Origin of the sequence: Sporosarcina ureae, assembly GCF_002101375.1 — a bacterium.
Classification (GTDB): Bacteria; Bacillota; Bacilli; order Bacillales_A; family Planococcaceae; genus Sporosarcina; species Sporosarcina ureae_B.
This window is the reverse complement of the sequence record NZ_CP015207.1, coordinates 884,074-895,492: the sequence shown is the minus strand read 5'-3', so window position 1 is coordinate 895,492 and position 11,419 is coordinate 884,074. Positions and strand designations below refer to the sequence as shown.

Sequence of the window (11,419 nt, the reverse complement as noted above, 5' to 3'; positions counted from 1 at the left end):
AGAATATTAATCTATACTAATGGAAAACTCAAGTGATTTAGGAGAAATAATTTGACAAAATCCAAACTTTTTAATACGATGTGACATGAACGGATACTCTTATCCCGAGTTGGTGGAGGGTACAGGCCCTGTGAAACCCGGCAACCTGCAATAGACGCAAGTCTAACGCGAAGGTGCCAAACCTGAAGCAAGGTTTAATTCCTTGGACGATAAGAGTGAAAGGTGCTGCGCGTGAAATTTTGCCTTTTACTCATGGATTGAATATGAGTGGAGGGCTTTTTATATTGTCTAGCCCTGAATCCTTATGGTATATGCTTGACGTCTAGGCGTGGAACTTTACCAGGGACTTATGAGAGTACCGTATCATGATGCTTAATATAGGGGGAAACAACATGACAAACCGTCGACTGTTTACATCAGAATCAGTTACAGAAGGCCATCCTGACAAGATGTGCGACCAAATTTCAGACGCAATTTTAGATGCAATCCTAACGGAAGATCCAAATGCGCGTGTGGCATGTGAAACGAGTATCACAACAGGACTCGTATTAGTAATGGGAGAAATTACTACGACAACGTATGTGGATATTCCAAAAGTTGTTCGTGATACTGTTAAGGAAATCGGGTATGTTCGTGCGAAATACGGTTTCGATTACGAAACGTCCGCTGTACTTACTTCCATTGATGAGCAGTCACCTGAAATCGCTGCAAGTGTCAACGTGGCACTCGAAGCACGCGAAGGCTCTATGTCAGATGAAGAATTAGATGCAATCGGTGCAGGAGACCAAGGTCTAATGTTTGGATATGCATGTAATGAAACGCCTGAGTTAATGCCTCTACCCATCAGCCTTTCTCATAAATTGGCACATCGCTTGGCACAAGCGCGTAAAGAAGAACTTATATCTTATTTACGTCCTGACGGAAAAACACAAGTGACGGTAGAATACGATCAAGATAATAATCCTGTGCGAATCGACACAATCGTTATTTCTACACAACATCATCCTGAAGCGACACTCGAGCAAATTGAGAAGGATATAAAGAACGTTGTGATTGATGCAGTCGTTCCAAAAAACTTATTGGACGAGCATACTAAATACTTCATTAATCCTACTGGCAGCTTTGTTGTGGGTGGACCTCAAGGAGACTCCGGTCTGACTGGACGTAAAATCATCGTCGATACGTATGGTGGATATGCCCGTCATGGTGGCGGTGCATTCTCAGGGAAGGATGCTACGAAAGTGGACCGTTCTGCTTCTTACGCAGCACGTTATGTTGCAAAGAATATCGTTGCAGCTGGACTGGCTGAGCACTGTGAAGTTCAGTTGGCGTACGCTATTGGAGTAGCGAGCCCGGTTTCTATCTCGATCAATACATTTGATACCGGTACACTATCCGAAACTCAATTAGTAGAGTTCGTACGTGAATTATTTGACCTTCGACCGGCAGGCATTATTAAAATGCTCGACCTACGTCGTCCTATCTACAAACAAACAGCAGCGTACGGTCACTTTGGCCGCACTGACATCGAATTGCCATGGGAGCAGGCGGATAAAGTGGAAGCGTTGAAAGAACTTGCAAGTAAAGTACGTGTGAAGCAATAATGGAGTGCAGAAAGAGGAAATTATTTCTTCTTTCTGCATTTTTTATTTATTTGACGGCGTAAAATGAAAAGGAATTACTTCATAGTCAGCCTTTTCATAAGCTACTTGCAATCCGTGAATCTCAATATCTTTTTTCAAGACAGTCTTTTGCTTTACTTCAACGTCAAATGAATAACTAAAAGGATAATTTTCCACTTTAACAGTGTGCTGATCTGCAAAGTATATCCCAATTCGTCCTACCGGTAATGTATGGAAAATGCTTGTAGAAGGAATGCCGTCGCGAAAGAATACATGTTCATTCGCTTTGTCGATACCTGGATCATTCACACAACAATATAAGGAAAAGTTATCTCCAAGCTGAAGCAAAGCAAAATGCTTTTCAAATAAATCCTTATCAAAACCCTCGATTTCTTTACACAATCGTTCACGACGATTCTGTTCACCCTTGATAAATAGCTTAGCCTCTTTTTCGTTGTTACTCTGTATAAACTGTTCATAATGAAGACTACAGAGCATTGCTGCATATTGGTCCATCTGTTCTATATCATCGATTCCTTGGCGATAAAGTACTGTTTTAGGGAGCAGTGGGAAGTCAGTGAATCGAAAAGGTGCCGACTTCGCATCATTCCAAAAAGGCTGTTTATCAAAAGGAGCCCAGCCGATGTCGTGGTTACTAATGGCAGTCAATACGGAATGACGCCATTGATCATCAGGAAACATATCCTTCTTCCAGTGTTTCATTAATTCACCGGCGAGGTGTCCATGATGATGTTGCTGCACAAAGCTGAATGTTTTCTCGTGTTCACGTACAATCATCTTGCTCATCCTTTCTTTTCAGGGGGAACGCTATCATTTTTTATGATTTCTTCTTTAATTTCTTCTTTTACCTTTTCAATTTTCTTCATTTCTTCCTGATACATTTCTTCTGCTTCTGTTGTACCGAGAATCAGGGGTTCTTCATTGAAATCAATGCGTTTGCCATACCGAAGAAGTTCATAAATAATCATACCGTTATTCGGTTTGCCATTTACGGTTTTCATTGGAATGGAGTCAAATAAAACGAAATAGAAGGCGTAGAATATAAAACGGCTCCAAAATGTTTTGGAGTCTTCAAAAAATCCATTCGCTATCAGCGCATTAATTGTGACTGCCACGACCACGTTAATCAAAATTGGCCCAGCATATATACATATATACGCGAAATTACTTTTTCTTTTTACTGAATCAAAAGTAAACCAGCTGTTTACATGATAATATTTTCGTATATCTAAAACACCGAATTTAAAAAGCCTAGGTCCAGAACCAATAGTTAGTCTGGCATTTTTCACGCCGAAGAGACCACTAATTATAAAATAGCCAGCTTCCCTTATAAACGTAACGACAGGTAAAATGATAAAACTTGAAATGACTAAGCTAAGGAGATCCGCTAAACCGAACATATCTGTCGACTCCTTCTATAAGTTCTTCCTATAATGATTCAATAGCTCTAACAGTAAAATACCCATTTTCCCCGAAATCAATCGTTTTGGTATTACGGTGTTATAAACATACTTTAAGAAGTCATGTTTAATTTACGTAAGAGCGGGAAATTATAAAGTATTAATCGAATACATGTAGTACTTGGAGGAGGAATAGGATATGGCGAAAATAGCGGTAGAAGTACCATTTGATGACATTAAACAAGCATTAGAGGAAAAAGGACATGAAGTGAAGATGTTTGCAAGTGATGAACATCTAAGCGGCTATGATATAGGCGTAGTACGTGCTTTAAGCGATGTCAACATTGACCAATTCGAATTCCCCGTGATCAGCATTGAAGGCAACTCCGTACAAGATATCGTAGAAGATGTCGAAAAAAGATTACATCGTTAATAATTGAATTAAGTTCTACCTAGGACGAGACTAGGACAAAATCAAAAAATGCATGAAGGATCATTTTTCTCCTTCATGCATTTTTCTTTTTGACTACGTATTTATAAACGTAACTTTTGAGAAACAGGAGCGCAGGGGAGTGGACTATTTTCCAGTTATGTTAGTATGTTTTATTTTCGCAAAGTACATAATGAAAACCAATTATACGTGCATAGCTAACGTGTTTATCCATGATACCGCGTCGTCACTTTGATTATTATTGGTTGACAACAGCCCCATAAGAACAGTAAGCTGTTCAACGTTGACTTGTCAGTCAATCAATAAAAAAGAAGTGAGTTGAAAATCTTTATGTCACCCCGAACAAGTGAAAAATTTAAAAAGATCCGCGATAATCGACAGCAACAACTAAAAGAAGCCGCCATCGAATTATTTGGTACGAAAGGATACGCCGCAACCAAAATTAGTGAGATTACAAACAAGGCCGAACAAAGTCATGGTTTGTTTTACCACTATTTCAAATCAAAAGAAGACCTGTACGTCACAGTAATTCTCGAGTTATTAACTGAATTCGTCAATACAGTCGATAAAGCAGAGGAAAAACATCACAGTCCTTTAAAACAATTGGAATGGTTGACTGAAATGACTCACTCAGGCTCACTAAGAGATGGAGTACACAGGCATATCTTGATCATGCAAGCTTTATATTCTGATTATCTAACGCAAGAAGTGAAAGAAGAAATTGTAGAAAAATACCGATTCATGGTCGAACGTATTGAACATATTATTGTGAGAGGACAAATTGCTGGAGAGTTTATTGAAGGTGATGCGGAAGAATTAGCAGTGTATCATTTATCGTTAGTCCATGGGTTGTTATTATCAAATGCACGGAAAGTGTCACCCATAAAAGTATCAGCTGATAAAGTGTTGCGGCAATTAAAACGTTATCCAGGACAGGGGGTTGGCCAATGAAACGCATGTTGAAACCAACAATCATCTCCATCTCGATGGCAACAGTTATGGCAGGAGCTGCTATTTCTCCAGCTCTTGGTTTGATTGCGGCTAACTTCCCAGAGGCAGATCCAGTGATCATCAAGCTGATTTTAACAGCACCTTCCTTATTCATCATTCCCTTTACATTCGTCTCTAGTTGGTTAACATCGAGGATACCTAAACGCACGGTTGCTTTAATCGGTTTATTCATTTATGTAATTGCGGGGGTAGGAGCACAGTTCACCAATACAATTGAAATGTTACTGGCCTTTAGATTTGTGCTAGGTGCTGGCGTTGGTTTAGTGATGCCGCTCGGAATCACGTTAATCAGTGATCATTTTAGAGGTCGTGAGCAAGTGAAGATGATGGGCTATAATTCAGCATTCAGTAACTTTGGAGGTATCGTAACTATGATGCTAGCAGGATATTTAGCAGCTATTAGTTGGAGAGCTCCGTTTAATGTGTATTTAATGGGTGTTGTGATTTTCATTATGGTCTTTATATTCTTGCCGAAAGACACTCCACTTAAACAAGATCAGAACGTACAAAAAAGCAAAATGCCATTGCTTGTTTTTGGATATGCAGCAGCTTCTGCTGGTATTATGCTAGTCTACTATTCGGTTGCCACGAATATGGCACTCTACCTTGAGCAGAGCAATATAGGTGGACCGGAATTGGCGGGTACTGTGATTTCCTTTACCACAGTAGGTGGAATGATAACCAGTTTGACATTGATTCAGCTCCAGGATTTCCTGAAATCGTATATCATGCCGATTAGTATATTTTTAATGGGTGTAGCATTCACTGGTTTGGCTTTAAGTCATTCTGTTCCAATTATTTTAGCTTGCACATGCATGATTGGTTTTGGACAAGGAATTTTGTTCCCAATGATTAATGTTAAAGCGCTAGGCTTGGTCAATCCTCTTCAAAGCGACCGAGTGATTGCTATAGTATCCAGTTCGATTTTTATAGGACAGTTCAGCTCGCCTTTAATATTGGATGGCATCGCAAACATAGCAGGGTTTCCCGCAATTCGTTTCCAATACTCTATGATAGGTATTGCCCTGGGCATTACGGTTTTACTCATCATTTTGATTAAGATGTTTAGAAAAAATAATGAATCAACTATAGAAGCGTAAAAATGAGACTGGGACATAACTAGAAAATAGTCCGCTCCCCTTGCGCTCCTGTTTCTCAAAAGTCACGTTTATAAATACGAAGTCAAAAAGAAAAATGCATGAAGGAGATGATCCTTCATGCATTTTTTTGGGTTTTGTCCCAGCCACATTTCTTACATTTGAATGTCAGTTTGGCCGAATGCTTCATATTCTTGCGTTAATAATTGAAGCGGTAATTCGTACAGTTGTTTCCCATCAATTTTGAATACCCCATTTGAAACGAGCTCTTCAATCATTTTGTCTCGTTTCGATTCACTTACCTTTTTGTTTGTTTTCATCGTGCATTTCCTCCTTGATTCCCCCTCTAAATATAGCCGATATTCACCCGAATTAAACCGTATAATTCATAGTTGAAACTTTCGAACCGTTCTACTAATTTATTTATATTGTTTTGACAGTGTAATAGGGACTTGTGCTTTATGTTAAATTCGTAATAGTCTGATAGTTCTGTCTGCGTATTGTCCTATACGACATGGAATGACAAAATCAATCGGTGGGAAGCGCATTTTCTCTAATTGTGGAATGCTTTTAAAAAGCGTGAAATCTGAATAAGTTGCAACAGGGGTATCTTTTACTTGCTTTCGGGTAGCACCATTTGTGAACGGCAGTAAGGTAAAGCGGATTTTTTTATGTCAAATGAAGCTTAGGGGTACCATTATGGGGGAAGAATAGATATAATCTAGTTCGTGCAATAAATTGTTATTTACCATAGGAGGTCGCTATGTTTTTCATTGAAGCAAAACGGGTGACGGTTGTTATTTTAGGATCGCTACTTATGGCTCTATCGTTAAATTTCTTTCTCATTAATGCAAATGTCTATGCGAGTGGGTTTGCGGGTGCAGCCCAGTTAGTATCAAGCGTTCTAAAAGATCAATTGGGCATGACAATCAGTACAGGTATTCTGTTGTTACTATTTAACATCCCCGTCTTTATTCTAGGTTGGTTTAAAGTAGGGAAAGGTTTCACAATTTACAGCATGTTATCCGTTGCGTTCGCTACACTATTCCTTGAATTATTGCCACTGCGTTCCATGTCAGAAGACATTATGCTGAATGCGGTATTTGGCGGGGTACTTGCAGGTGTTGGTGTAGGGATATCCTTGAAGCTAGGTGCATCTACGGGTGGAATGGATATCGTCGCGATGATTCTATCTCGTATGCAGGATAAACCAATCGGTGTATACTTTTTACTGCTCAACGGTATTCTTATCGTTTTCGCAGGTATTCTATATGAACCGGAAAACGCACTTTACACAATGGTCGCCCTATATGTTACGACTTCAGTGATTGACATGATTCATACGCGACATGAAAAAGTCACCGCGATGATCATTACTAGGAAAGCAGACGATCTTCAACAAGCAATCCATCGTCAAATGGTACGTGGAATTACTATACTACCTGCGAAAGGTGCTTACTCAAAAGAAGATAAGAGCATGCTTTATGTCGTTATCACAAGATATGAACTATACGATTTGGAACGGATTATTAATGAGACGGATCCGCAAGCCTTTACCAATATTGTACAAACAGTAGGTATCTTCGGTTTCTTTAGAAAAGAAAATGAGAAACTAGCTTAGATCAGAAAATTTATCGTGATTTACACAATATTATTTTGCATGAAGACAAACACCATAAAAAGTGTTTGTCTTCATTTTTGTAAAAAGGATTTTACCGTAAACAGATTAACCATGTAACCCCACTCGATTATCATTTTTTTATTCTGTAGAACGTCAACAGCATAGATTTGTTGAATTCCTGTGAAAACATTGGAATGTACAGAGAATTTGTATATACTTGAGAGTGACTTATATTATTTAAGTCATAATGAATGTACACCATAACCGCCATTGTGCGTAGTAAAGTTGGTATTATAGTATATGAAAACATCTATATGGCTAAGAGAGATTCGCCGTCGGGCAAATAGCTGGTTCATCATTACAATGCTTGGTGCACTCGTCATTATTATGCCGGTCGCCTATGTTGTACTAAGTTTCTTCCAGCCGACAGGCGAAAATTGGGAACATATTAAAGAATTTTTGCTTGCTGACTATATAAAAGGGTCAGTCATTTTAGTTGGATCTGTCGGGTTCCTCTCGACGACCATCGGAGTGGTACTAGCGTGGATTGTGGCAGCCTATGAATTTCCATTACGGAAACAGTTTAGATGGCTGTTGATTATACCTTTGGCTATACCGCCTTATATAGCGGCTTATACATATAGTACAATGACAAGCTATACGGGCGTTATTCAATCGTTCTTCCGTAATTATTTTGATTATCAATTCACACCAGGCACGATCGAGATCATGTCATTGCGCGGGGCGATTTTTGTCCTCACATTATTTCTTTATCCTTATGTGTATATGATTGCGCTCAATTATTTTGAAAAACAAAGCGCTTCCTATATTGAAAGTGCTAAAACTCTTGGATTGAATGGCTTCCAAATGTTCTTCCGTTTGGGATTACCCATTGCACGACCTGCCATCATCGCAGGATCGATGCTCGTCATCTTTGAAGTGTTGAGTGATTATGGCGTAGCCAGTTTCTTTGGTGTACGAACGATATCCACGGCGATTTTTCAGACGTGGTTCGGGATGTATGATATCAATGCAGCGATGCGTTTGGCTGCTTGGTTGCTAATCGTTATATTAGGGATTTTCATGCTAGAGCGTTTTTTACGCAAAGGGCGAAAGTATGATACGAACGTGACGCAAAGCAGACCACTCGCGCGTAAAAAGCTACGTGGATGGACTGCTTGTCTAGCATTCCTTTCTTGTTCTATAGTATTCTTGAGTGCCTTTATAATTCCTTTTGTGCAACTGATCTATTGGTCACTAAAAACATATGAAAAAGTATGGCGTTCAGACTTTATCAGCTTGATCACCAATAGTTTAGTAGTTGCTCTCGTCGGTGCATTAATCATAAGCTTCTTTGCGATTTTGGCTGCCCGTACGATTAACTTGTACCCATCCGCTTCGTCTAATTTACTTGCGCGTATCATGACGTCCGGTTATGCGGTTCCAGGAGCAGTCATCGCAATTGGCGTACTTGCCCTATTTATTACGTTAGATGAAAAACTGGCATTCATTTATCCGAAACTGTTAGGTGTAGAATCTGGCTCACTCGTATTAAGTATGTCGATCGCTATGCTGATCACAGGATACGTTATTCGGTTTATGGCGCAAGGATTCAACTCGATTGAATCAGGTTATACAAAAGTACCGCCGTCTTATCGTGAAGCTTCATTCTTACTAGGACGTAGTATGACATATACGTTTTGGAGAGTAGAGTTTCCACTATTACGCGGTTCGATCTTAATTGGATTTGCGTTGGCATTCCTCGAAATTATGAAGGAACTACCGCTGACTTTATTGCTACGGCCATTTAACTTTGATACACTCGCGACACGGACCTATCAATATGCAATTGATGAAAGAATCTATGAAGCAGCACCATCCTCACTGTTATTAATTTGTCTAAGCATCTTGTCGGTGATTATTATTTTGAAATTTGAGGAGAAGTGAGAACGATGTTTGTAGACATTCAAAACTTATCATTTCGGTATTCAAAAAAACAGCAGCCTATCATTGATCGCTTTTCATTTACGATTGAAAGAGGGGAAATCGTAGGGATTGTAGGTGCGAGTGGTAGCGGAAAAAGCACTTTGTTACGGTTGCTTGCAGGTTTGGAAGATCCTACAGTAGGCAGTATCGAACTGGATGGCAGATTGATTGTAGGAGATAATACGTATATTGAGGCAGAGAAGCGTGGTGTAGGTATGGTGTTTCAGAACTATGCATTATTTCCGCATCTAACAGTAAGCGAAAATATTTGCTTTGGCTTACATAAAATGAAGCGCCCTGAGAAAAAGAAACGTTTGGATGAAATGTTGGAACTTGTTCAATTGCAAGAGTTCGCCAAACGCTATCCCCATGAACTTAGCGGCGGACAACAGCAACGTGTTGCATTGGCAAGAGCTTTGGCCCCTTCACCTTCGATTCTGTTGATGGATGAGCCGTTCAGTAATCTGGATACGAATTTGAAGTCATTGATTCGAATGGAAGTTCGAGATATCTTGCAAAAAGCCAATATCACATGTTTGTTTGTGTCACATGATCAAGCTGATGTGGACGCGATTTGTGATCGAACTATTTATATTGATTGTGCTACGTATATGGGATCGGAAAAAGAATCAATACCTGTATAACGTTGTAAAGGAGAGTATCGGATATGTTTCCGCTACTCTCCTTTTTTTTGCAAAAATAAAGCAAAATGAATACTAGACTTATACTCTGATCTGTATTACAATTTCTTTAGCACTGAAAATGATTCTCATTATCGCATGAAGGTATTCAACGTATATGAGAAATAAGGAGAGAATGAATGTGAAGAAGTTTTTATGGGCATTCGCCCTATTAATGCTTGCGGCAGTTTTAGGCGCATGTAATTCCAGTTCCGATAAAGAGGGACAAAAAGACGAACCAGTAAAAGAAGAGGCTGCTGAAGATACAACTGATGCAACTGAAGGTGAGAAAACGGGTGGAGAAGTAAATGTCTATACAGCTAGACACTATGACGTAGATTCAGTTCTTTATGAAGATTTTACAGAGAAGACTGGCATTAAAGTAAACGTGATTGAAGCGAAAGCGCCAGAATTAATGGAGCGTCTAAAGCGTGAAGGACAAAATACACCTGCTGATTTATTCGTTACAGTCGATGGTGGGATCTTGAACACGGCAAAAGAAGAAGGTCTTTTGCAACCCGTTGAATCTAAAGAAATCGATACAACAGTGCCAGCAGAGCTTCGCGACACAGACAACCAATGGATTGGATTATCTACTCGTGCACGTGTGATTGTCTATTCAAAAGATCGCGTGAAGCCTGAAGAATTATCAACTTATGAGGACCTTGCAACAGACAAATGGAAAAATAAATTACTTGTTCGTTCATCCGATAGCTTGTATAACCAATCTTTAATGGCATCATTGATCGCAATTGACGGCGAAGAGAAAGCTAAGGAATGGGCGCAAGGTATTGTAGATAACTTAGCGCGCGAACCCGAAGGCGGAGACCGCGACCAAGCGCGTGCGATCGTTGCAGGTGTTGGTGATGTTGCGATTATGAATAGTTACTACGTAGGTCACATGTCTGTTTCAGACGAAGCGGAAGATGTGAAAGTGTTCGACCAGATCGGCGTATTCTTCCCGAACCAGGAAACTACAGGAACACATATTAATATTAGTGGTGCTGGCTTGATTAAGCACAGTAAAAACAAAGAGAATGCAGTGAAGTTGATTGAGTACTTAACGACTGTGGAAGCACAAGAACTAGTTGCGGACGAAAACTTTGAGTTCCCGGTTAATAAAGAAGCGAAATTACCAGAAGTGATGGCTGAATGGGGTACATTCACACCACAAAAAGTGGATTTTGCAGATTACGGTAAGTATAATCCGAAAGCTGTAGAATTGATGAATGAAGTAGGCTGGAAATAAGTTCAACAAAAGTAGCCCTCGGGCTACTTTTTTGTTTATATAAATAAACTTCATCTACTGATTTTATAAGTAGATGAAACATTTCTGCTCTATCATAAGTCATAGATAGAGTGAAAAATTTTAACTGGTTATAATAGATAAGGTAAAACTTTTATTTTTAAAAAACAGTCCAAACGAAATAACATCCTATATATGGGATGTTAGTGGAGTATATATTTGCTAATGGTGAATGGCTGACGCATGATATTCATATGTTTGCAGGAGGGTGTAAAATTCATGTA

General features: G+C 39.4%; 11 protein-coding genes and 1 riboswitch. Of the genes, 8 read left to right on the top strand and 3 right to left on the bottom strand.

The window, feature by feature from the left end; genetic code table 11:
* Positions 1-96: 96 nt before the first annotated feature.
* Positions 97-216, top strand: a riboswitch (SAM riboswitch).
* Positions 217-392: 176 nt separating this feature from the next.
* Complete coding sequence (gene metK, locus SporoP8_RS04315) at positions 393-1,604, top strand: methionine adenosyltransferase (RefSeq protein WP_085131398.1); 1,212 nt, start codon at positions 393-395, stop codon at positions 1,602-1,604.
* Positions 1,605-1,646: 42 nt separating this feature from the next.
* Here metK and SporoP8_RS04310 read toward each other — a convergent pair whose 3' ends face one another.
* Together SporoP8_RS04310 and SporoP8_RS04305 are read right to left on the bottom strand one after the other, a co-directional pair.
* Positions 1,647-2,420, bottom strand: coding sequence for a DUF3891 family protein (locus SporoP8_RS04310; RefSeq protein WP_198166068.1), 774 nt, complete (start codon positions 2,418-2,420; stop codon positions 1,647-1,649).
* A gap of 5 nt (positions 2,421-2,425) precedes the next feature.
* Positions 2,426-3,043 carry a hypothetical protein gene (locus SporoP8_RS04305; protein WP_085131396.1) on the bottom strand — a complete coding sequence of 206 codons (618 nt, stop codon included), beginning with the start codon at positions 3,041-3,043 and terminating at the stop codon, positions 2,426-2,428.
* Positions 3,044-3,242: 199 nt separating this feature from the next.
* Here SporoP8_RS04305 and SporoP8_RS04300 point away from each other — a divergent pair, with 199 nt between their 5' ends.
* From SporoP8_RS04300 to SporoP8_RS04290, 3 genes are all read left to right on the top strand, one after another.
* Positions 3,243-3,476 carry a YkuS family protein gene (locus tag SporoP8_RS04300; RefSeq protein WP_085131395.1) on the top strand — a complete coding sequence of 78 codons (234 nt, stop codon included), beginning with the start codon at positions 3,243-3,245 and terminating at the stop codon, positions 3,474-3,476.
* Between the two features lie 348 nt (positions 3,477-3,824).
* Entirely contained in the window at positions 3,825-4,445 is a 621-nt protein-coding gene (locus SporoP8_RS04295) for a TetR/AcrR family transcriptional regulator (RefSeq protein ID WP_085131394.1), read from the top strand.
* Positions 4,442-5,605, top strand: coding sequence for an MFS transporter (locus SporoP8_RS04290; RefSeq protein ID WP_232319203.1), 1,164 nt, complete (start codon positions 4,442-4,444; stop codon positions 5,603-5,605). The genes SporoP8_RS04295 and SporoP8_RS04290 overlap by 4 nt, the downstream gene beginning before the upstream one ends.
* Before the next feature lie 152 nt (positions 5,606-5,757).
* Here SporoP8_RS04290 and SporoP8_RS04285 read toward each other — a convergent pair whose 3' ends face one another.
* Positions 5,758-5,922, bottom strand: coding sequence for a Fur-regulated basic protein FbpA (locus SporoP8_RS04285; RefSeq protein ID WP_085131393.1), 165 nt, complete (start codon positions 5,920-5,922; stop codon positions 5,758-5,760).
* A 443-nt stretch (positions 5,923-6,365) separates the two neighbouring features.
* Between SporoP8_RS04285 and SporoP8_RS04280 the strand changes: the two genes are divergently transcribed.
* From SporoP8_RS04280 to SporoP8_RS04265, 4 genes are all read left to right on the top strand, one after another.
* On the top strand, positions 6,366-7,223 hold the full coding sequence (locus tag SporoP8_RS04280) for a YitT family protein (RefSeq protein WP_085131392.1): 858 nt from the start codon (positions 6,366-6,368) through the stop codon (positions 7,221-7,223).
* A 300-nt stretch (positions 7,224-7,523) separates the two neighbouring features.
* Entirely contained in the window at positions 7,524-9,170 is a 1,647-nt protein-coding gene (locus SporoP8_RS04275; protein ID WP_085131391.1) for an ABC transporter permease, read from the top strand.
* Positions 9,171-9,175: 5 nt separating this feature from the next.
* The gene (locus SporoP8_RS04270; RefSeq protein ID WP_085131390.1) at positions 9,176-9,853 is read left to right on the top strand and encodes an ABC transporter ATP-binding protein; all 678 of its coding nucleotides are present in this window, start codon (positions 9,176-9,178) and stop codon (positions 9,851-9,853) included.
* 172 nt (positions 9,854-10,025) lie between these two features.
* On the top strand, positions 10,026-11,138 hold the full coding sequence (locus tag SporoP8_RS04265; RefSeq protein WP_157111220.1) for a Fe(3+) ABC transporter substrate-binding protein: 1,113 nt from the start codon (positions 10,026-10,028) through the stop codon (positions 11,136-11,138).
* Positions 11,139-11,419 lie beyond the last annotated feature (281 nt).

Excerpts from the sequence above, each read along its gene's own strand:
- SporoP8_RS04265 (WP_157111220.1), top strand. The coding sequence starts at position 10,026 with ATGAATGTGAAGAAGTTTTTATGGGCATTCGCCCTATTAATGCTTGCG.
- SporoP8_RS04270 (WP_085131390.1), top strand. The coding sequence starts at position 9,176 with ATGTTTGTAGACATTCAAAACTTATCATTTCGGTATTCAAAAAAACAG.
- SporoP8_RS04295 (WP_085131394.1), top strand. The coding sequence starts at position 3,825 with ATGTCACCCCGAACAAGTGAAAAATTTAAAAAGATCCGCGATAATCGA.
- SporoP8_RS04290 (WP_232319203.1), top strand. The coding sequence starts at position 4,442 with ATGAAACGCATGTTGAAACCAACAATCATCTCCATCTCGATGGCAACA.
- SporoP8_RS04285 (WP_085131393.1), bottom strand. The coding sequence starts at position 5,922 with ATGAAAACAAACAAAAAGGTAAGTGAATCGAAACGAGACAAAATGATT.
- metK (WP_085131398.1), top strand. The coding sequence starts at position 393 with ATGACAAACCGTCGACTGTTTACATCAGAATCAGTTACAGAAGGCCAT.
- SporoP8_RS04300 (WP_085131395.1), top strand. The coding sequence starts at position 3,243 with ATGGCGAAAATAGCGGTAGAAGTACCATTTGATGACATTAAACAAGCA.
- SporoP8_RS04280 (WP_085131392.1), top strand. The coding sequence starts at position 6,366 with ATGTTTTTCATTGAAGCAAAACGGGTGACGGTTGTTATTTTAGGATCG.
- SporoP8_RS04305 (WP_085131396.1), bottom strand. The coding sequence starts at position 3,043 with ATGTTCGGTTTAGCGGATCTCCTTAGCTTAGTCATTTCAAGTTTTATC.
- SporoP8_RS04275 (WP_085131391.1), top strand. The coding sequence starts at position 7,524 with ATGAAAACATCTATATGGCTAAGAGAGATTCGCCGTCGGGCAAATAGC.
- SporoP8_RS04310 (WP_198166068.1), bottom strand. The coding sequence starts at position 2,420 with ATGATTGTACGTGAACACGAGAAAACATTCAGCTTTGTGCAGCAACAT.